The sequence below is a fragment of the Caulobacter flavus genome, from assembly GCF_003722335.1.
In the GTDB taxonomy this organism is placed as follows: Bacteria; Pseudomonadota; Alphaproteobacteria; order Caulobacterales; family Caulobacteraceae; genus Caulobacter; species Caulobacter flavus.
The window spans coordinates 1,038,837-1,059,370 of record NZ_CP026100.1 but is presented as its reverse complement, the minus strand read 5'-3'; the positions used below and the strand labels follow the sequence as shown (position 1 = coordinate 1,059,370).

Below are 20,534 nucleotides of genomic sequence, written 5' to 3'. Positions count from 1 at the left end.
TTGGATCCTTCGATGGGAGGGGGCGCATCTCACGATGGGCTGCTTGTGGTGATGGCGCCGAACGGCCATAGGATCAAGCCTCGCACCCGGAGGGCCTTTCCATCACCGACGAAGACGCCATGGCCCTGGCCCTGCGGGAGGCCCGCGCGGCCGCCGAGCGCGGCGAGACGCCGGTGGGGGCGGTGATCCTGGATCCGAAGACCGGCGAGGTGATCGCCGTCGCCGGCAACGGCCCGATCGCGGCCCACGATCCGACGGCCCACGCCGAGATCGCGGCCATGCGCCTGGCGGCCGCCAGGCTCGAGAACTACCGGCTGACCGACCTGACCCTGGTGGTGACGCTGGAGCCCTGCGCCATGTGCGCCGGGGCGATCAGTCACGCCCGCATCGGCCGGGTGGTCTGGGGCGCCGACGATCCCAAGGGCGGAGCGGTGGTTCACGGTCCGAAGTTCTTCGCCCAGCCGACCTGCCACTGGCGGCCGGAGACGACGGGCGGGGTGATGGCTCAGGAAAGCGCGGATCTGCTGCGCGGGTTCTTCCGCGCGCGGCGCAAGGCCAAGTCCGGCGCCTAGTTCACCATCGCCGAGCCGAGCAGGACGCGCGCGCCCTTGCGGCCCAGCACCCTGTCGGCGGCCTTCTGCATCTCGGCGCCGACATAGTCGAGGTCGGGCGGCACGCCGCGGCGCAGGCCCGAGGTATAGGTCATCAGCACCTGGGCGAAGGCCGCGCGCAGGCGCGGGGTAGAGGCCTGGGCGTGTTCCATGACCTTGGGGTCCTTGGCCTCGATGCCGGTCTCCAGGGTCATGACGCCCTTGCGGCCGTCGCGGCGGATCGCCGTGGCGGTGATGGTCGGCAGGGCGAAATAGGTCGGCGGCGCCTCCTTCTTGGCTTCGCCGCCGCTGGCCAGGGCGGGCGAGGCGCAAAGACCGGCGAGCGTCAGGACGGCGGCGAGGAGGGCGAGGATGCGGCGCATGGCTCTCCGCATAACCCGTCGTGGTTGACGTCCTCTTTACGTCTGGCGCCGCACAAACGCGTTAACCTAGATTCCCCGTGCGTCAGATGCGCGCGCGGCGGGTGCGAGGAGGCTGATCTTGGGACGCTTTTCACCGCAATCCCTCGACCTTGACGGCAAGGTGATCCTGGTCACCGGCGGCACCGGTTCGTTCGGCCGGCGCTTCATCGAGACGGTCCTGAAGCGGTCGAGCCCGCGCAAGGTCATCATCTATTCCCGCGACGAGCTGAAGCAGAGCGACATGCAGCTGGAGCTGCGCGAGCAGTTCGACGAGGCCGACTTCGCCAAGCTGCGCTTCTTCCTCGGCGACGTGCGCGACCGCGAGCGGCTGACCCTGGCGCTGCGCGGGGTCGACATCGTCATCCACGCCGCGGCGCTCAAGCAGGTGCCGGCCGCCGAGTACAACCCTTCCGAATGCATCCACACCAACGTGCTGGGCGCCGAGAACGTGGTCTGGGCCAGCCTCAACAACCACGTCAAGCAGGTGGTGGCCCTGTCGACCGACAAGGCCTGCAACCCGACCAACCTCTACGGCGCGACCAAGCTGGCCTCGGACAAGACCTTCGTGGCCGCCAACAACCTGTCGGGCGACATCGGCACCCGCTTCTGCGTCGTGCGCTACGGCAACGTGGTCGGCTCGCGCGGCAGCGTGGTGCCGCTGTACCGCCGCTTGCTGGACCAGGGCGCGACCGAGCTGCCGATCACCGATCCGCGCATGACCCGCTTCTGGATCACGCTGAACGAAGGCGTCGACTTCGTGCTGTCGTCGCTGAACCTGATGCGCGGCGGCGAGATCTTCGTGCCCAAGATCCCGTCGATGGCCATGCCCGACCTGGTCAAGGCCATGTCGCCGACGGCGGGGGTCAAGGTCATCGGCATCCGCCCCGGCGAGAAGCTGCACGAGATCATGATCAGCGCCGACGACGCCCGCGCGACCGTCGAGTTCGACGACCGCTTCGCCATCGAGCCCAACTTCGCCGAGTTCGGCCGCGTCCCCTATTCCGAGGCCGACGGCGCCAGGCGGGTGGACGAGGACTTCTCCTACAGCAGCGACAACAACCACGACTGGCTGAGCCCCGAAGGCCTGCTGGCCATGCTGGAGGAGAAGGCCGCGCGATGAGCGGCTTTCTTCCCTACGGCCGGCAGACGATCGAGGACGACGACATCGCCGCCGTGGCGCAGGCCCTACGCGCCGATTTCCTGACCACCGGCCCGACGGTCGAGGCCTTCGAGACGGCCTTCAAGGCCAAGGTCGGCGCCGAGCACGCGATCGCCGTCTCCAACGGCACGGCGACCCTGCACCTGGCCATGATGGCCCTGGGGGTGGGCGAGGGCGACGTCTGCATCGCCCCGTCGGTCACCTTCCTGGCCACCGCCAACTGCGCCCGCTACGTCGGGGCCGAGGTGGTGTTCGCCGACGTCGATCCCGACAGCGGCCTGATGACGCCCGACACCCTGGCCGACGCCCTGGCCCGGGCGGGCGACCGCCGGGTTCGGGCCGTGCTGCCGGTGCACCTGCGCGGCGACGTCTGCGACCTGCCGGCCCTGAAGGCCATGGCCAGCGCCGCCGGCGCGGTGCTGGTCGAGGACGCGCCGCACGCCCTGGGCTCGACCGCGACCTTCGGGAACGAGATCCACGCCGTCGGCGACGGCGCCTATTCGGCCTTCGCCAGCTTCTCGTTCCATCCGGTCAAGACGCTCGCCACCGGCGAGGGCGGCATGCTGACCACCAACGACGCGGCCCTGGCGGCCAAGGCCCGGTCTCTGCGCGGCCACGGGATGGTGCGTCCCGCGGGCGCCGAGCCCTGGGTCTACGAGATGCCGGAGCTGGGCTTCAACTACCGCATCCCCGACGTGCTGTGCGCCCTGGGCGTCTCGCAGCTGTCCAAGCTGGACCGCTTCGCCGAGCGTCGCCGCGCGCTGACGGCGCGCTACGAGACCCTGCTGGCGCCGTTGTCGCCGCTGGTCAGGCTGGCGGCCCGTCCGGCCTGGTCCGACCCGGCCTTGCACCTGTTGACCGTGCTCATCGACTTCGAGGCGGCCATGACCACCCGCGCGGCGGTGGTCGAAAGCTTGAAGGCGCAAGGGATCGGCAGCCAGGTTCACTACATTCCGGTGCACCGCCAGCCCTACTATGTGAACCGGTATGGCCTGGCTGATCTGCCCGGCGCCGACGCCTGGTATGGCCGCTGCCTGACCCTGCCGCTCTATCCGGGCATGGAGGACGAGGACCCCCAGCGGGTCGTCGAGGCCCTGGCGAGGGCGTTGGGGGTCTGAGGGGGCTACGTTGTTCCGCTCTCTTTCACGCCTTCCTAGGCCTTGTGCCTAGGACCCATGGTTCAGCCTGCTCAAACCTTTCCAGGTGGACCGAGGTCTGAGCGGTCGCCGGCATGGGCCCTCGCCACAAGGGCGAGGGAAGCGAACCTCGGGGTGTTGGGCGCGGTCAGCCCGCCGCGTAGATCTCGATGACCGGCGCGATGTCGGTGAAGTTGGCCACGTCGGCGTGCAGGGCGGGCGCGACGGGGCTGTCCAGGCAGGCGCGCATGGCCGCCTCGTCCCGGAAGGTCAGGTGCGCCATCGCCACGAACGGCGCGGGGCCGCCGTCCAGGGCCGACACCCCGCGATAGACCCGGGCGTCCAGCAGACCGGTCTCCGCCAAGGCCTCGCGCACCATGCGGATGTGGGTCTGGGCGTAGTAGTCGTGGTCGAAGCGGGCGCCGTCGCGGGCCGGATAGACGATGCTGATGAAGGCCATGGCGACCTCCGGACGGGCGGGGCGACAGATTGGCCGCCCGCGCCCGCCGGTCAAGCTTGAAGGCCTCTACGGCTCGACGCTGATCTGGATCACCGGCGTGATGTCGGTGAAGTTGGCGACGTCGGCCTGGATCGCGGGAGCCTCGGGGCCGCCCAGCGAAGCCTGCAGGGCCGCGGCGTCGCGGAAGGTCAGATGCACCATGGCCACGAACGGCGGCGGCGAGCCGTCCGGCCCGGGCACGCCGCGGAAGATCCTGGAGTCCGTCAGGCCCGTCGGGCCGAAGGCCTTTTCGGCCAGCGGGATGTGCACCGCCTTGTAGTAGTCGTGATCGAACCTCGCGCCGTCGCGGGCGGGATAGAGGACGGTGAAGACGGCCATGACGGGCTCCGTGGCTTGGGGCCACAGACTTGGGGGCGCGGGCGCGCACGGACAAGCTTGGGAGGGGCCTCAGGCCGCCTGTTGCTGCTGGACCAGGCCCTTGAGCAAGTCCAGCGTTTCGGGGCTGGCGGCCAGGGCTTCGCGGGCTTCCGGGGCGCGGGCCAGCTTGAGGGCCTCGACCCGGGCGCGGTCGGCGACCGGGCCGGTGGGGCCGGCCTCGCCGCTCGCCAGCCGGGCCAGCAGGGCCAGGCGCTGGGGCAGGGGCGCGGGCGCGCGGACCAGCAGCGACAGCAGGCGGGCGTCGGCCTCGACCATGCCGCCGACTTCGCCGAGCTTGGCGCACAGCGGCTCGTAGTCTTCCATCACCAGGCCCGAACGGGTCAGCGACTTCTGCAGCGCCGCCAGCGACGCCAGCTTCACCGACGGGGTGTCGGGACCCTGGCGCATCTCCTTCTCGAAGCGCATGGCCTGGATGTTGGCCGACAGCCAGCGGGCCGCGTGGCGCTTGTTGACCGCGCCCATGACGTTCTCGGCCAGGCGGATCAGCATGACGATCTCCTCGCGGGCCGAGCGGTCGCGACCCAGCAGGGCCTCGATGAAGTCGCCGTTGAGCAGGGTCTTGGAGCGGGTTGTGAAGGCCGCGGTGATGTCCTCGGCCGGCAGGATGCGGCCGGCGGCGGCCGTCAGGCTCATGGCCAGGGCGCGCAGGTGCTCGATCTCGCTCTCGGCGTCGGTCGGCTTCAGGCGGCGCACGCCGTTCAGCTCCTTCAGCACCCGGCGGGCGATCGAGGCGCGGACGGTGGGGAAGTTGTCGCCGCACAGCCATTGGCCCAGGCGCTTGGCGGTGCCCGACAGCTCGGGCATGCAGGCGCGCACGCTGGCCTCGATCCTGATCAGGGCCTCGACCTGCGCGCCGCCGGCCAGGCGGGTCATGGCGGCCAGGGTCGAGCCGAGGTCGTCGGCGGTGTTCAGCAAATCGGCCATGCCGGCCTTGGAGCCGATGATCTCGGCAAGCGGCGTCTCGATGGCGGCCAGGGCCGCGGCGCGGGCCTTGGGCTCGGCCGGCGCGGCGTCGGCCAGGTCGAGCAGGCGGGCGATCTTCTCGCTCCAGTCCTTGGCGGGCGCGATCGAGGCGGCTACGCCCGCGCCCAGCAGGAAGGCGCGGTCAGGATCGGCGGCCAGGCGCTCGGCGGCTTTCGCGAAGCCTTCCTTGTCGAGGTCCGGCAGCTGGCCCTTCTTGAAGGCCTTCATCAGGTTGGCGACCGAGCGCTCGACCAGGCCCTGGAAGTTGCGGATCAGTTCGTGGACCGACATGCCCCGGGCCTCGGCCTCGGGGATGGCGATCTTCTGCAGGGCGTGCTGCAGGTCGGTGCCAGAGGCTTCCAGCTGCTCGACGAGGTCGGGACGGTGCAGCAGCTCGAACGGCGTGGCCTTGTGGCGCTGCAGCCAGCTTTCCAGCAGGCGGCCGATGCGGTCGCGGGCGTGGGCGGTGTAGAGGTCGGCCGGCTGCACGCACAGCGGCTCCATCTCCTCCACCGGCTTCTTCGGCTTGCCGCCGTCGACGAGGCCCTTGGTGAAGATCGAGATCGAGCGGAATTCGCGGGTTTCGGGGTCCAGCGTCTCTTTCGAGACCCGCACGGCGACGGCGCGGCCCGAGTTCAGCACTTCCTCGGCCTGGGCCAGGGCGTGGCTGCGGATCTCGGTGGCCATGTCCAGAGTCCATTGCGCGCCGACCTTGCGGCGCACGAATAGCTCGTAATGGACCTGGTCGCTCATGGGCTTTATGGGGCTCCTGGATCGTGACTATGACTTGCGAGACCTTAAGGCGAGGTTGAAAGGCGAAGACCATCGTTCGGCGCCGCTGCCGCAACTGTGTCCAAGCCCGCCACGCCCCGGCCGCAATGGAGTTCGAAAAGGCGCGATGGAAAGCTTGGCCGCTCCGTGCGTTGTAGCGGGGCGCGGTGGTCGATAGGATCGCCGGGAAGGTATTCGGAGGAATAGACGGCTTGGCCGAGATCACGCTCATCGACGACGACGAGAACATCGTCGCTTCGGTCTCCCTGGCCCTGGAGAGCCACGGCCACACGGTGAAGGCCTATTACGACGGCGTCTCTGGACTGGAGGCGGTGGAAAGCAATCCGCCGGACCTCGTGATCCTCGACGTCAAGATGCCGCGCATGGACGGCATGGAAGTGCTGCGCCGCCTGCGCCAGTCCTCCGAGACGCCGGTCATCATGCTGACCTCGAAGGACGACGAGATCGACGAGATCCTCGGCTTCAACCTCGGGGCCGACGACTACATGCACAAGCCGTTCAGCCAGCGCCTGCTGCTCGAACGCGTGAAGGCCGTGCTGCGCCGGGCCCGCCCCGACGAGGAAGACCCGGCCGCGCCCGGTCCGGCCGGCGCCGCGGGCTCCAAGGTCATGAAGCGCGGCAAGCTGACGCTCGACCCGGCCCGCCACGACAGCCTGTGGGACGGCAAGCCGGTGCGCCTGACGGTCACCGAGTTCCTGCTGCTGCAGTCGCTGGCCCAGCGCCCCGGCTTCGTGAAGAGCCGCGACAACCTGATGGACGCCGCCTACGACGATCAGGTCTATGTCGACGACCGCACCATCGACAGCCACATCAAGCGGATGCGCAAGAAGTTCCGCCAGGTGGACCCCGAGTTCGATTCCATCGAAACCCTGTATGGCGTCGGCTACCGCTACCGCGAAGCCTGAGGCCCGATCGGCCTCCGGGCCCGAGGCGGAGCCGCGCGACCGGCGGCGGCTGACCTGGCCGCGCGCCTCGCGGCTGGGGCGGCTGATCATCGGCCTGAACCTGCTGGCCCTGGCCATACTGGTGGTCGGGGCGCTGGTGCTCAACGAGCTGCGCAGCGGCCTGATCAACGCCCGGATCGACAGCCTCAGCACCCAGGGCGAGCTGATCGCCAACATCATCGAACGGGCCGCCACCGTGGGCGAGCCCGAGCCGGCGCTCGACGTGGCGGCGGCCAACGACATCCTGCAGTCGTTCTTCAGCGGTCATTCCCAGCGCGCCCGCCTCTATGACGGCGAGGGCCGCCTGCTCGCCGACTCCTACCTGGTCGAGGACCGGGTCGAGTGGAAGGTGCTGCCGCCGGCCCGCAAGTCGGGAGACAACGGCTTTAGGCTGTCGCTGCAGGACAAGGACGCCAAGCCCCGCGCCCTGGAGCGCGCCAAGGCCGAGTTCGAGCAGGAGATCGAGCGCGCCCGCATGGGCGAGACGGTCAAGCAGGTGCGCCTGGCCGAGAACGGCGAGCGGGTGGTGTCGGTGTCGATCCCCATCCAGCACGTCCGCGCCGTGCTGGGCGTGCTGACCGTCGAGGCCGGCGACGTCGACGAGATCATCGGCGCCGAGCGCAAGGCCCTGCTGCCCTTCGTGCTGGTTGCGGTGGGCGCGGTGCTGGTCTCCAGCGTGCTTCTGCACCGCCTGGTGGCCCAGCCGGTGCTGCGCATGGCCCGGGCGGCCGACCACGTGCGCCTTGAGGGCGCGCGCGCCATCAGCCTGCCCGACATCTCGCGCCGCAACGACGAGATCGGCGACCTCTCCAGGTCGCTGGAGGAGATGACCGAGGCCCTGTCCGAGCGGATGGGGGCCATCGAGCGCTTCGCCGCCGACGTGGCCCACGAGATCAAGAACCCGCTCACCTCGATCCGCTCGGCGATCGAGACCCTGGACCTCGTCACCGAGGCCAAGGCCCGACAGCGCCTGCTGGGCATACTGCAGCAGGACGTCGGGCGGCTGGACCGGCTGGTCACCGACATCTCCAACGCCTCGCGGCTCGACGCGGAACTGTCGCGCGAACTGCCCAAGGCCGTCGACCTGGCTCGCCTGCTGACCGAGGCGACCGCCATCTACGAGGCCCAGGTGCGCGGCGAGGAGCCGCCGTTCAGCGTCCGCGTCCGCCTGACCGGCACGCCGTCGGGGGCGGCGCGGGTGATGGCCCGCGAGATCCCCGTCGGCCAGGTGTTCCGCAACCTGATCGACAACGCCCGCTCGTTCAGCGCTGGCGACGGCGAGGTGCGGGTCGGGCTGGTCCGCCAGAACGGCCGGCTGGTCGTCACGGTCGAGGACGACGGCCCGGGCATTCCGCCCGACAACCTGGAGACCATCTTCGAGCGCTTCTACACCTCGCGCCCCAAGGGGCGGGCGTTCGGCGGAAATTCGGGCCTGGGCCTGTCGATCGCACGCCAGATCGTCGAGGCGCACGGCGGCCGGATCCATGCCGAGAACCGCCAGGACGAGGCCGGCCAGGTGATCGGCGCGCGGTTCGTGGTCGAACTGCCCGAGCATCGCGACGGACACGCCCACGGCCATCACGGCCGTGACGGCCACCATCACCACGGAAGCCGCGAGTGATCCGTCACGCGGGCCTGGTGGCCCGCCGCGTCGGCGGAACCTGGCGCGGCGTGCTGATCGAGGGCGCCTCGGGCGCCGGCAAGAGCGACCTGGCGCTGCGGGCGCTGGCGGCGGGCTTTCGGCTGGTGGCCGACGACCGGGTGGTGACCTTCGTCTCGGAGGGGCGGCTTTTCGGCCGCGCCCCCGACCCGCTGAAGGGGCTGACCGAGGTTCGCGGCTTCGGGATCGTGCCCGAACCGGCCCTGCCGTTCGCCGAAATCGCCCTGGTGGTGCGCTGCGTCGACGATCCGTCCGGCGTCGAACGCCTGCCGCCGCCCCGCACGGAACGCCTTCTGGGGCTGGATTTGCCGGCTTTCGAGCTGTGGCCGCTCGAACCCGCCGCGCCCGCGAAGATCGCCAGGATGCTGGAGCATCTTGGAGTCGCCCCCTAACAAGCGTATCAAGGCGGCCCGCGCGGCGCCTCCCTGCCGTTTCGGGCGAAGGGGATCCCGTTTGAGAGACCAGGCATGATCGGGCTCGTGATCGTCACGCACGGGCGTTTGGCGGAGGAATTCGTTTCCGCCATGGAGCATGTGGTGGGGCCGCAGACCGCGGTGAAGGCCATCTGCATCGGGCCGGAAGACGACATGGAGCGTCGCCGGTCGGACATCCTGAAGGCCTGCGCCGCCGTCGACGACGGCGCGGGGGTCATCCTGCTGACCGACATGTTCGGCGGCACGCCCAGCAACCTGGCCATCTCGGTGATGGAGCAGACCCGCGCCGAGGTCATCGCCGGGCTGAACCTGCCGATGCTGATCAAGCTGGCCAGCGTGCGCACCCGCGACGACCTGGACGCCTGCGTCGCCCACGCCCAGGAGGCTGGACGCAAGTACATCTCCGTGGCCTCGTACGTGCTGGCGGGAGAGAAATGAGTCAGACGGCGGCGGCGACGGTCGAGATCATCAACGAGCGCGGGCTGCACGCCCGGGCCTCGGCCAAGTTCGTCAAGCTGGCCTCCGGCTTCGACGCCGAGGTCAAGGTCGCCCGCGAGGGCTCCAGCGTCGACGCCCGCTCGATCATGGGCCTGATGATGCTGGCCGCCGGCATCGGCTCGACCATCGACATCGCCGCCGAAGGCCCCGAGGCCGAAGCCGCCGTCGACGCCCTGGTCGAACTGGTCGGCAACCGCTTCGACGAGGAGCGGTAGGGGGCTCTAGCCCCTCGCCGACCTTCCTTTGTCTCCCGTCATTCCCGCCCTTGTGGCGGGAACCCCTGGTTCCGGTCGCACGTGAGATACAAGCGGCGTGCTGAGCACGCCGCACCATCCGCCCTTGCGGCTGATAGAGGGGTTCCCGCCACAAGGGCGGGAATGACGGGAGGTTGGGCGTGGGCCGCGCCCTATCCCTCTCAGCCCACCTTCTTCGCCATCCATCCCGCCGCCAGATCCGGCCACGACCCGTGCGTGCCGGCCAGTTCGCGCAGGGCGAAGCCGTGCGGGGCCTTGCCGAACACGTGGGCGTCGAGGTCCAGCTTCAGGTCGCGGGCGGTCCTGACGAAATTCAGCGCGTGCTCGACCGGCACGGCCTCGTCGAGCAGGGCGTAGGCCAGGAACACCGGGCAGGCCGGAACGCCGTGCGGCTGGGCCGCGATCCCGATCGGCCAGGCGTCGTAGAAGGCCTGCTTCTCCGCCGGCGGGTAGTCGGGCTTGCCGGCCGGGGCCTTGTAGTCGCGGTGGTTGGCGTTGATCGGGGCGTAGCCGATCAGCACGCCCGAGAGGTCCGTTCCCGGCTGGCAGGCCAGGGTTCCGGCCAGGTGGCCGCCCGACGACAGGCCCAGCACGAAGCGCGGCAGGTCGCCGGGGATCGCCGCCAGCGCCGCCTGCCCGTCGGTGAGGGCGATGTCGAGGGGATGGACGCCGCCGTCGCTCCTCGCCGCGCCCGGCAGGCGGTGGGCCAGCACATAGGCGTCGTAGCCCAGGCCGTTCAGCCACAGCGCGGCCTCGACGCCCTCGCGGTCGTGCATCAGCCGCAGATAGCCGCCGCCGGCGCAGACCAGCACCCGGCCCTTGGGCGCGTTGACGCGGAAGGCGTGCAGCTCGGCCCGCGTGACCTGGTCGATCGTGCGGTCCGGCCAGGCGCCTTCGACGACATTGGCCGGGCCGTCGCTGAGGACGATGATCTCGGTCGGCTGCTGCACGGCGCGTCTCCTGTCGGGGCTGTCGCGCGGCTTATCGCGGCGCCCGGGTTCGGCGGCAAACGAAAAGGGCGGCCCGTGAGGACCGCCCTTCGTGTCTGCCTGGATCGACGGTCCTACTGGACCGGCTTGCCGTCGGCGTCGATCACCTTGATGTCGAGCTTCAGAGCCTTGAGCTTGGGCTCGATCACGGCGCGGTCGCCGACGATCACCCAGACCAGCTCGTCCGGCTTGATCGCCTTCTTGGCGGCCGCCGTGGCGCTTTCGACCGTCACAGCCCGCACGTCGGCGGGATACTCGTCGAAATAGCCGTCGGGCAGGCTGTAGTTGACCAGTTCGCCGATCGAGTCGGCCACGGCGTCGCCGGTCTCCCAGTTGCCGGGCATCGACAGGGTCAGGCTGTTCTGGGCCTTGGCCAGTTCGGCCGGGGTGACCGGGCGCGGACCGATGATGTCGGTCAGCTCCTTGCGGGCCTCGGTGAACGACTCGGCGGTCTTGTCGGTCTGCACTGGCGCGCGGATCAGGAACAGGCGCGAGCCGCGGGCGTCGCGCACGCCCGAGAAGGCGCCGTACGACCAGTGCTTGTCCTCGCGCAGGTTCATGTTCAGGCGCGAGACGAAGTCGCCGCCAAACAGGGTGTTGAACGCGTCGAGCGCGGCCTGGTCGTTCGGGTCGCGCGGCGGCAGCAGGTTGCCGGCGGCGATCACCGACTGTTGGGCGCCGGGCTTGTCGATCAGGTAGACGGCGCCCTTGCTCGGCGGGGCCTGCACGGGGGCCTTGGTCTTGGTCGGCGCGCCCGTCCAGCCGCCCAGCTGGGCTTCCAGCTTCGGCAGCAGCGCCTGCATGGTGGTGTCGCCAACCACCACCAGGGTCGCGCCCTTGGGCTGCAGCCAGGTGGTCTGGAAGCGCACGAGGTCGTCGCGGCTGATCGAGGCCAGCGAGGCCTCGGTGGTCAGCTGTCCGTACGGCGAGCCCGGACCGTAGGTCAGCACCGGCAGGATGCGGCTCGACATGGCCTGCGGGTTCTGCTTGGCCTGCTGCACCCCGGCGATGGCCTGCTTCTTCAGGCGGTCGAGGTCCTCGGGCTTGAAGGCCGGGTTCTTCAGCACGTCGGCATAGATGGCCAGGGCCGGGTCCAGCGTCGTGGTCAGGGTGTTCAGCGTCACCTGGGTGAAGTCCTGGCCGCTGCCCGAACCGATGCCGGCGCCCAGCTGGGCCAGTTCGCGGCTGATGGTCAGGCCGTCGCGGTTCTTGGTGCCCTCGGTCAGCATGCTGGTGGTGATGCCGGTCAGGCCCGCCTTGTCGCCGGCGCTGGCGGCGACGCCGGCGTCGAACAGCATGCCCAGATGGATCTGCGGGGTCTCGTGGCGCTCGGCCAGGATCACCTTGACGCCATTCGACAGGGTGGCGCGCTCGAGCTTGACGAAGGCCGGGGCCTTGGTCGGGCCCGCTTCGGGCATGGTCTTGCGGTCGACGCCGGCCGTGGTCGAGTAGGTCGGGAACGGCGTCACCGTCAGGGTGAAGTCGCCGTCGCTCAGCCAGGCCTTGCCGGCCGCCTGCAGCTGGGCCGCCGTGGCGCCGCGGATGCGCTCGAGCCCGACCTTGTAGGCGTCGGGCGAGCCCAGATAGACTTGGCTCTCGGCCAGGATGTCGGACTTGCCGCCGAAGCCGCCGATCCGCTCGACGCCGCGCACGAAGTTCGAGAGGTTCAGGGTGCGGACCTTGGCCACTTCCTCGGGCGTCGGGCCGTCACGCAGCAGGCGCTGGAATTCCTCGTCGAAGGCCTTCTCGACGGCGGCCACGTCGCCGCCCGGCTTGACCGTCAGGGTGACGACGAACTGGCTGCCGATCTCGCTTTCCGACACGCCGGCGCCGACATTGGTGGCGATCTGGTCGGTGTAGACCAGGCGCTGGTACAGGCGCGAGGTCTTGTCCGACACCAGCACGTCGCCCAGCAGGTTCAGGTAGGCGGCGTCGGCCGAGCCGTAGGGCGGTACGTTCCAGACCTTGTAGATGCGCGACTGCGGCACGCGGTCCTGCATCTCGGCGCGCTGGCTGCCGGTGCGCTTGGCCACCCAGGCCTTCTGGCGCATGACCGGCGGGCCCGAGGGGATGTCGCCGAAGTACTTCTCGGCCTTGGCCTTGGCTTCGGCGGGGGTGATGTCGCCGGCCAGGACCAGCACGGCGTTGGCCGGGCCGTAGTACTGCTTGAACCAGTTCTTGACGTCGTCCAGCGAGGCCGCGTCGAGGTCTTCCATCTCGCCGATGACCGTATGGCCGTAGGGGTGGTCGGCGTCGTAGGTGCTGGCGGTGATCACGTCCCAGACCTGGCCGTACGGCTGGTTCTGACCCTGGCGCTTCTCGTTCTGGACGACGCCGCGCTGCTCGTCGAGCTTGGCCTTGTCGATGGCGCCGACGAGATGGCCCATGCGGTCGCTCTCGAGCCACAGCACCTGGTCCAGGGCCGCGGTCGGCACGTTCTGGAAGTAGTTGGTGCGGTCCTCGTTGGTGGTGCCGTTCATGTCGGTGGCGCCCAGCTTCTCCAGCGCCTTGAACCAGTCGTCGTTGAAGTTCTCCGAGCCGTTGAACATCAGGTGCTCGAACAGGTGCGCGAAGCCGGTGCGCCCCTTGGGCTCGTTCTTGGAGCCGACGTGGTACCAGACGTTCACCGCCACGATCGGGGCCTTGTGGTCCTCGTGGACGATCACCGTCAGGCCGTTGGCCAGGGTGAACTTCGTATAGGGAATGTCGACGTCGGGCAGCTGGGCCAGCTGGCCGGTGACCTTGGCCGCGGGCTTGGGCGCGGCTTGCGCGAGCACCGGGTTGGCGAGGAGCAACGCCGCGACGGCGGCGGAGGCGAACAGCTTCATGAAGAGCCCCGAAAAGGTTTCGCGCAAAGCGAAGATGCCCCGCACCATAGGTTGCGGGGCATCCGGGACAAGCGAGCCGCTGGCCCGCCTTCATTAAATTTCGTCCAGAAAGGGCCTGCTGGACCTCCTATTGGTCCAATCCTTCTTCTGAACGGCTTGGCTGCCCCCATACCGTCTCCCTCGCCCTCGTGGCGAGGGCCCATGCCGGCCGCTGCTCAGATCCGGACAGAGCTCAAAAGGTCTGAGCAGGCTGAACGATGGATCCTCGCCACGAGGGCGAGGAAGGCGTGATTTGATGGCTCGCGCCCCCGCCTTCGCGGGGGTTTTGCGGAGGAAGAGAGCCGCGGGCTACTCCGCCGGGACGGCCTCGGGCGCGGCGACCTCGGCCTTGACCATGACCATCGGCTTGAGGTCGAGGTCCTGGAACAGGCGGCTGTCGTCGTCCATGTCGGGGAGCGGCGTGGTCAGCAGCTTGCCGCCGACGAAGATCGAGTTGGCGCCGGCCAGGAAGCACAGGGCCTGCAGCTCGCGGTTCATGCCCTCGCGGCCGGCCGACAGGCGGACCATGGCCTTGGGGCAGACGATGCGGGCTACCGCGATGGTGCGCACGAACTCGATGGAGTCGATGGCCTTCTCGCCTTCCGCCAGGATCTGGTCGCCCAGCGGCGTGCCGCTGATCGGCACCAGGCCGTTGATCGGCAGGCTGTCGGGGTGGGCGGGCAGGGTGGCCAGCTGATGCAGCAGGCCGGCGCGGTCGCGGCGGGTCTCGCCCATGCCGACGATGCCGCCGCAGCAGGTGCTCATGCCCGCGTCGCGCACATAGGCCAGGGTGTCGAGGCGCTCCTGGTAGGTGCGGGTGGTCACCACGTCCTTGTAGTAGTCCGGGCCGGTGTCGAGGTTGTGGTTGTAGTAGTCGAGGCCGGCGTCCTTCAGCTGCTTGGCCTGCTCGGCGGTCAGCATGCCCAGGGTTGCGCAGGTCTCCATGCCCAGCGCCTTCACCCCGCCGATCATCTCGGCGAGCTTGGGCAGGTCGCGGTCCTTCAGCTCGCGCCAGGCCGCGCCCATGCAGAAGCGCTGGGCGCCGCCGTCGCGGGCGGCGCGGGCCTTGGCGATGACCACGGCCGGCTCCATCAGCTTCTCGGCCTTCAGGCCGGTCTTGAAGTGGGCGCTCTGGCTGCAGTAGCCGCAGTTCTCGGCGCAGCCGCCGGTCTTGACCGACAGAAGCTGCGACAGCTGCATCTCGGAGGGGTCGAACCAGGCGCGGTGCACGCGCGCGGCCTCGAACACCAGCTCCATGAACGGCAGGGCGAACAGCGCCTCGACCTCCTGGAGGGTCCAGTCGTGGCGGGGCTGTGCGGAGATGTTGATCGGCGTCATGGCGCGCAGGTTTGAACTTGGGCGATCCGAATGGCAAGACGGACCGAGCATCCGCACGATGTCGCGTCGCGGAAGCCAAACGCGTGCAGGGTGGTTATAGTCGGGACATGGATCGCGAAATCGAACTGAAGTTCCTGATCGCCCCGGAGGCTTCCGACGCGATCCTCGACCGTCTGGGCGCGCAAGGCGCGGTGCGCCGGCTCGACGCCACCTATTACGACACCGCCGACCACGCGCTGCGCCGGGCGGGCTTCGGCCTGCGGGTGCGCGACGGCGACGGCGGCCGCAAGCAGACCCTGAAATCGGCCTCGGCCGGCGGCGTCTTCGCCCGCGGCGAATGGGAGGCGCCCGTCTCGGGTCCCGGTCCCGACCGCGACCTGCTGGACCAGACGCCCGCCGGCCGCATCGTCAACGGCGACGTGCTGGCCCCGGTCTTCGCCGCCCGGGTCGAGCGCACGCTGCGCTTGGTCGAGCATGGCGGGGCGGTGATCGAGGCGGCGCTGGACCGCGGCGAGCTGCAGGCCGGAACCGACCGCGCCGCCGTCAGCGAACTGGAGCTCGAGCTGAAGACCGGCCAGCCGGCCGCGCTGTTCGACCTGGCCCGCGACCTGATGGCTCACGCGCCGCTGCGCCTGTCGCTGGTCAGCAAGGCCGAGCGCGGCTACGCCCTGGCCTTGGGCGAAGCGCCCGGCGCCCGGCGCGAGGCCGCCGTCCTGACCCGCGACATGGCCGCCGCCGAGGCGTTCCAGGCGCTGGGCAACACCGCGCTGGGCCGCCTGTGCGTCGCCGCCGAGGCCCTGGCCGACCTGCCCGGCCCCGACGCCGTGCACAATCTGCGCGTCGCCGCCCGCCGCCTGCGCGCCCTGCTCAAGCTGTTCCGGCCCGTCACCGGCAAGCTGGCGGCCACCCCGGCCTCCGACGCCCTGAAGGCCCTGGCCAACGCCCTGGGCCCGGCGCGCGACCTCGACGTCTACATCGCCGAGACCTGGCGTCCCGCCGCCGAGGCCGATCCGCAGCCGGTCGAGGGCCTGGCCGCCCTGGGCAAGGCCCTGATCGAGGCCCAGCAGGTCGCCTACAGCCGAGCTCTGGAGGCCGCCGCGCCCGACCGCTTCGGCCCGCTGGCGCTCGACGTCGCCGCCTGGCTGGAGGCCGGCGACTGGCTGTCCGATCCCGAACGGGTCGAGGATCGCGGAACGCCCGCCAGGGTCTTCGCCGCCGGCCGCTTGAAGAAGCTGTCCAAGGACGTGCTGGCGCGCGGCGAGGACCTGGAAGCGCTCGATCACGAGGAGCGCCATGCCTTGCGCATTCGCGGCAAGGGCCTGCGCTATGCGATCGACGCCTTGGCGCCGCTGTTCCCCGACCATCCCAAGCGGCTGGAGCGATGGTCGGCGGCGAACCGCGACCTGCAGGACGCCCTGGGCGGCCTCAACGACCAGGCGTTGGGCGCCAGCCTCGCCCGAGACGCGGCCCTGGCCGAGGGCGACCCCCAGGCCGCCTACGCCGCCGGCGCCCTGTCGGCCGCGCCCGAAACGACCGACAAGCTGATGCGCGAGGCCAAGGCGGCCCTGGCCGAACTGAAGGCCGTCAAGCCGTTCTGGTGAGCGGCAGGTCCGCTACTGCCCCTACTCTCCCTTCTTCGGCTTGGCCTGGGTGGTCTGGGTGGTGCGCACGGCCACGCCGTCGCCGCGGGCCTCGGCCACCAGGCCGGCGCAGTCGGCGTCCTTTTCCAGGCCGGGGGTGACGAACGGCAGGATCGCCGCCAGGGGGCTGAGCAGCGAGCCCAGCGCCGCGGCGACGCCGCCCTGGGCGATGGCGCCGCCAGGCTGCAGGTCGATGTCGGGCTTGCCCAGAGGGCCCTTGATCTCGATCGGGATGAACAGGCGCACGAGGCGCGGCTTCTTGCTGTCGCCCTCGATGCGCAGGTCCAGGCGCTCGGTCTTCAGGTTGATCGTGCCCTCGCCCTTGGCCACGACGACGCCGGTGTCGGCGATGATCTTGTCGGCCCGCATGACGCCGTCCTTCACGTCGAAGCTGGCCACCGCGCAGCGCAGGCTGGTCTCCTTGGGGTCCTTCGACAGCAGCATCAGGAGGCCCTTGGAGGCGTTGACGCCCAGCAGTTCGGCGAAGGCCTGGCGCACCTGGCCCTTGGGCGCGACCAGGGTGACCGTGCCGTTCGAGGACGCCGCCGCCCGGTGCACCGAATTGCCGGTCCCGCGCAGCTTGGCCCGGGCGACGATGCCGCCCTCGATGGCCGGCTTGCCGGCGGTCTTCAGTGGAATGAAGTCTTCCAGCTTGGCGTTGGTCAGGCGCAGGTCGAGGTCGGTGACCGGCGTGGCGGGCCGGGCGTCCAGCCGCACCTTGCCGGCCAGGTCGCCGCGCGAGAACGTGAAGGCGATCGGGTCCATGGTCAGCACGCCCTTGTCCAGCGTCAGGTCCAGGCGGACCTTCTGCAGGGGCAGGTTGGGCGCGTTCACCGCCAGGGCGCGGTAGGTGACCTTGGCGTCCATGGCCCGCACGCGGTCGGTCTGCAGGGTGGCGTCGGGCAGGATGCGGCCGGTGGCCTCGCGCTGGCCGGCCTCGACCTTCTGGCCGGCCGAGGCGGTCTCGCCACGGCCCGTGGCCGGGGCGGCGCCGACCAGGCTGCCCAGGTCGTCGAAGTCCAGGCGCCGGGATTTCAGGTCGGCCTCGAGGTAGGGCCGCTCGCGGTCGACCAGCACGAAGAGGTCGCCGCTGACGTCGCTGTCGCCGATGCGGCCCGAGAACTTCTCGAAGTCGAACCGGCCGCCCTTGCGCGCCAGATGGCCGCTGATCCGGTAGGGCGGGGTGTTGGGCAGGGTCAGGCCGGTCAGGCCGTAGAGGCGGTTGAGGTCGGTGCCGGCCACGGTCAGGTCGCTCTCGAAGCGGCCCAGGTCGAACGGCTTGGTGATCGAGCCCTCGGCGCTCACCCGGGTCGTGCCGGCGCTGACCTGGGCGTCGAACGGGTAGGGGCGGTTGGGCGAGATGTTCAGCAGTGGACCGCCCGTCACCCGCGCCAGGAACGGCTGGTGATTGTACGTGCCCTTGCCCTCCAGCACGAACCGGCCCTTGCCATCGCCGCTGGCGTGCTCGTTGGAGCTGACCGTTCCGGTGAACAGCACGTCGCGCTGGCGGTCCTCGACCCGCAGGTCGCCCTCGTTGATCACGAAGTGCTGGATGGCCGGCAGCTTCAGCGGCTTGGTGCGCTTCTTGTTCGGGTCGCCGAAGGTCCAGTTGGCGCGGCCCGAGGCCTCGCGCAGCAGCCGCACGTCGGGCCGGTCGACCGCCACCAGCGGCAGGATGACGTCGCCCTTCAGCAGCGGCAGCAGCTTGATCTGCACCGCCACCCGGTCGACGCGGGCCATGTGGCCGGCCTGGGGGCCGGTCTTGGGCGCCCAGTCGGGCTGGCCCAGGAACAGGCCGTAGGCCTCGGCCTTGGGCGAAAACGACCAGGGATGGACGCGCAGGTCGCCGTCGATCCGCACCTCGCGCTTCAGCTGGGCCGAGGCGAAGCGGCCGACCGGGCCGCGCAGCATGTTCCAGTCGAACCAGACGAAGAAGGCGACGATCGCCGCCAGGATCAGCAGGGCGCCGCCGATGCCCCAGCGGGCCGATCGCGGCAGGGCGCGCCAACGGGCCCCGGGCTTGCGTCCGGGGCTGGTCGGCGGCGGCGGTGTCGAAACAGAACCTTCCGGCATCCGCCTACAACGCGCGGTGAACGGCGTTCCGTTCCCTGGCCGCCCTTATCAGATGGTATCAGTAGACGAGTTTCAGGCTGCCCACGACGGCGGCGACGACCACGAAGGCCACGATGGCCACGACTTCATAGGCCTTGAAGAAAGGCCGGCTCGGCGAACGCATATCGGTAATCCCCCACATCCCACATTGGCACTAGAGCCGGCTTGGTCCGCAAGGGTCACGCCAGTTCTCCCGCCACGCGTATTCGCGCAACGCGCTTCTCTCCGGCGCGGACATAAGGAAATCTTTATGTCAATTAGCCACTGTCCGCCGCCCGCGCTATAAGGCGCGCAAGACATCCCCCGACCAGGAGCCGCCCGTGGCCGACTACATCGTCAAGGACATCTCGCTCGCCGACTTCGGCCGCAAGGAACTCGCCATCGCCGAGACCGAAATGCCGGGCCTGATGGCCACGCGCGCCGAGTACGGCCCGGCCCAGGTGCTGAAGGGCGCCCGCATCGCCGGCAGCCTGCACATGACCATCCAGACCGGCGTGCTGATCGAGACCCTGACGGCCCTGGGCGCCGAGGTCCGCTGGGCCTCGTGCAACATCTTCTCGACCCAGGACCACGCCGCGGCCGCCATCGCCGCCGCCGGCATCCCGGTCTTCGCCTTCAAGGGCGAGAACCTGGTCGAGTACTGGGAATACGCCCACAAGATCTTCGAGTGGCACGACGGCGGCTACCCGAACCTGATCCTCGACGACGGCGGCGACGCCACCCTGCTGTGCGTGCTCGGCCCCAAGGCCGAGAAGGATCCGTCGATCCTCAACAACCCGCAGAACGAGGAAGAAGAAGCGCTCTTCACCGTCATGAAGCGCTACCTGGCCGAAAAGCCGGGCTTCTACACCGCCATCCGCGACGCCATCGGCGGCGTGTCGGAAGAAACCACCACGGGCGTGCACCGCCTGTACCAGATGGCCGCCAAGGGCGACCTGCCGTTCCCGGCCATCAACGTCAACGACAGCGTCACCAAGTCGAAGTTCGACAACCTGTACGGCTGCCGTGAAAGCCTGGTCGACGCCATCCGTCGCGGCACCGACGTCATGCTGTCGGGCAAGGTGGCGGTGGTCTGCGGCTACGGCGACGTGGGCAAGGGCTCGGCCGCCAGCCTGCGTCAAGGCGGCGCCCGCGTGATCGTCACCGAGATCGACCCGATCTGCGCCCTGCAGGCGGCGATGGAAGGCTACGAGGTCCAGACCCTCGACGACGTCGCCGACAAGGCCGACATCTACGTGACGGCGACCGGCAACAAGGACGTCATCACCGTCGACCACATGCGCCGGATGAAGAACAACGCCATCGTCTGCAACATCGGCCACTTCGACTCGGAAATTCAGGTCGCCGGCCTGAAGAACTTCAAGTGGGACGAGATCAAGCCGCAGGTCCACCACGTGGAGTTCCCGGACGGCAAGAAGATCATCCTGCTGTCGGAAGGCCGCCTGGTGAACCTGGGCAACGCCACCGGCCACCCCTCGTTCGTGATGTCGGCCTCGTTCACCAACCAGACCCTGGCCCAGATCGAACTGTGGACCAACAACGCCGCCTACAAGAACGAGGTCTACACCCTGCCCAAGCACCTCGACGAGAAGGTCGCCTTCCTCCACCTGGAGAAGCTGGGCGCCAAGCTCAGCAAGCTCAACAAGGAACAGGCCGACTACATCGGCGTGCCGGAAGCCGGTCCGTTCAAGCCGGACCACTACCGCTACTAGGCGATCCGCCGACCGGCGTTTCACGGGAAAGCCCGCTCTTCGGAGCGGGCTTTTTCGCGTCGGTTTCGACCAGCGGACGAGCGGCCTCGGATTTGCCTTCCTGACGCCCTGTTCAAGTTCCGCGCG

General features: G+C 69.8%; 18 protein-coding genes. 10 read left to right on the top strand and 8 right to left on the bottom strand.

The features are described 5' to 3' along the window. Positions 1-119: 119 nt before the first annotated feature. Positions 120-572 (top strand): nucleoside deaminase, encoded by a 453-nt coding sequence (locus tag C1707_RS05045; protein WP_101713583.1) that lies wholly within the window; start codon positions 120-122, stop codon positions 570-572. Here the strand turns inward: C1707_RS05045 and C1707_RS05040 are convergent. Then, positions 569-973, bottom strand: a complete 405-nt coding sequence (locus C1707_RS05040; RefSeq protein WP_240633867.1) for a hypothetical protein — start codon at positions 971-973, stop codon at positions 569-571. The genes C1707_RS05045 and C1707_RS05040 overlap by 4 nt on opposite strands. Positions 974-1,091: 118 nt before the next feature. Here C1707_RS05040 and pseB point away from each other — a divergent pair, with 118 nt between their 5' ends. Together pseB and pseC are read left to right on the top strand one after the other, a co-directional pair. Continuing rightward, entirely contained in the window at positions 1,092-2,132 is a 1,041-nt protein-coding gene (gene pseB / locus C1707_RS05035; RefSeq protein WP_101713581.1) for a UDP-N-acetylglucosamine 4,6-dehydratase (inverting), read from the top strand. Beyond that, positions 2,129-3,289, top strand: coding sequence for a UDP-4-amino-4,6-dideoxy-N-acetyl-beta-L-altrosamine transaminase (gene pseC / locus C1707_RS05030; protein ID WP_101713580.1), 1,161 nt, complete (start codon positions 2,129-2,131; stop codon positions 3,287-3,289). Before pseB ends, pseC begins: the two co-directional genes overlap by 4 nt. 166 nt (positions 3,290-3,455) lie before the next feature. Here the strand turns inward: pseC and C1707_RS05025 are convergent, their stop codons facing one another. The 3 genes from C1707_RS05025 to C1707_RS05015 form a co-directional block, all read right to left on the bottom strand. Then, positions 3,456-3,767, bottom strand: a complete 312-nt coding sequence (locus tag C1707_RS05025; protein WP_101713579.1) for an EthD family reductase — start codon at positions 3,765-3,767, stop codon at positions 3,456-3,458. 66 nt (positions 3,768-3,833) lie between these two features. Beyond that, positions 3,834-4,145: an EthD family reductase gene (locus tag C1707_RS05020; protein WP_101713578.1), complete on the bottom strand. Its 312-nt coding sequence runs from the start codon at positions 4,143-4,145 to the stop codon at positions 3,834-3,836. Between the two features lie 69 nt (positions 4,146-4,214). Beyond that, entirely contained in the window at positions 4,215-5,921 is a 1,707-nt protein-coding gene (locus tag C1707_RS05015; RefSeq protein WP_101713577.1) for a hypothetical protein, read from the bottom strand. 230 nt (positions 5,922-6,151) lie between these two features. Here C1707_RS05015 and C1707_RS05010 point away from each other — a divergent pair, with 230 nt between their 5' ends. From C1707_RS05010 to C1707_RS04990, 5 genes are all read left to right on the top strand, one after another. Then, positions 6,152-6,865 (top strand): response regulator transcription factor, encoded by a 714-nt coding sequence (locus tag C1707_RS05010; protein WP_058348723.1) that lies wholly within the window; start codon positions 6,152-6,154, stop codon positions 6,863-6,865. Further along, positions 6,834-8,525, top strand: coding sequence for an ATP-binding protein (locus C1707_RS05005; RefSeq protein ID WP_101713576.1), 1,692 nt, complete (start codon positions 6,834-6,836; stop codon positions 8,523-8,525). The genes C1707_RS05010 and C1707_RS05005 overlap by 32 nt, the downstream gene beginning before the upstream one ends. Beyond that, positions 8,522-8,956: an HPr kinase/phosphorylase gene (locus C1707_RS05000; RefSeq protein ID WP_101713575.1), complete on the top strand. Its 435-nt coding sequence runs from the start codon at positions 8,522-8,524 to the stop codon at positions 8,954-8,956. Before C1707_RS05005 ends, C1707_RS05000 begins: the two co-directional genes overlap by 4 nt. A gap of 75 nt (positions 8,957-9,031) precedes the next feature. Further along, a complete protein-coding gene (locus C1707_RS04995; RefSeq protein ID WP_101713574.1) occupies positions 9,032-9,436 on the top strand; it encodes a PTS sugar transporter subunit IIA in 405 nt (134 codons plus the stop codon). After that, positions 9,433-9,711: an HPr family phosphocarrier protein gene (locus C1707_RS04990; protein WP_101713573.1), complete on the top strand. Its 279-nt coding sequence runs from the start codon at positions 9,433-9,435 to the stop codon at positions 9,709-9,711. Before C1707_RS04995 ends, C1707_RS04990 begins: the two co-directional genes overlap by 4 nt. A 200-nt stretch (positions 9,712-9,911) precedes the next feature. On the opposite strand, the gene C1707_RS04985 is transcribed toward C1707_RS04990, so the two are convergent. From C1707_RS04985 to bioB, 3 genes are all read right to left on the bottom strand, one after another. Further along, a complete protein-coding gene (locus C1707_RS04985; RefSeq protein ID WP_101713572.1) occupies positions 9,912-10,700 on the bottom strand; it encodes an alpha/beta hydrolase in 789 nt (262 codons plus the stop codon). Between the two features lie 113 nt (positions 10,701-10,813). Beyond that, positions 10,814-13,567: a M16 family metallopeptidase gene (locus C1707_RS04980; protein WP_240633866.1), complete on the bottom strand. Its 2,754-nt coding sequence runs from the start codon at positions 13,565-13,567 to the stop codon at positions 10,814-10,816. 348 nt (positions 13,568-13,915) lie between these two features. Next, a complete protein-coding gene (gene bioB / locus C1707_RS04975) occupies positions 13,916-14,944 on the bottom strand; it encodes a biotin synthase BioB (RefSeq protein WP_101713570.1) in 1,029 nt (342 codons plus the stop codon). 107 nt (positions 14,945-15,051) lie between these two features. Between bioB and C1707_RS04970 the strand changes: the two genes are divergently transcribed. Further along, positions 15,052-16,545 carry a CYTH and CHAD domain-containing protein gene (locus tag C1707_RS04970; RefSeq protein ID WP_101713569.1) on the top strand — a complete coding sequence of 498 codons (1,494 nt, stop codon included), beginning with the start codon at positions 15,052-15,054 and terminating at the stop codon, positions 16,543-16,545. 21 nt (positions 16,546-16,566) lie between these two features. Here the strand turns inward: C1707_RS04970 and C1707_RS04965 are convergent, their stop codons facing one another. Beyond that, the gene (locus C1707_RS04965; protein WP_101713568.1) at positions 16,567-18,657 is read right to left on the bottom strand and encodes an AsmA family protein; all 2,091 of its coding nucleotides are present in this window, start codon (positions 18,655-18,657) and stop codon (positions 16,567-16,569) included. Between the two features lie 359 nt (positions 18,658-19,016). Between C1707_RS04965 and ahcY the strand changes: the two genes are divergently transcribed. Next, a complete protein-coding gene (gene ahcY / locus C1707_RS04960) occupies positions 19,017-20,408 on the top strand; it encodes an adenosylhomocysteinase (protein ID WP_101713567.1) in 1,392 nt (463 codons plus the stop codon). Positions 20,409-20,534 lie beyond the last annotated feature (126 nt).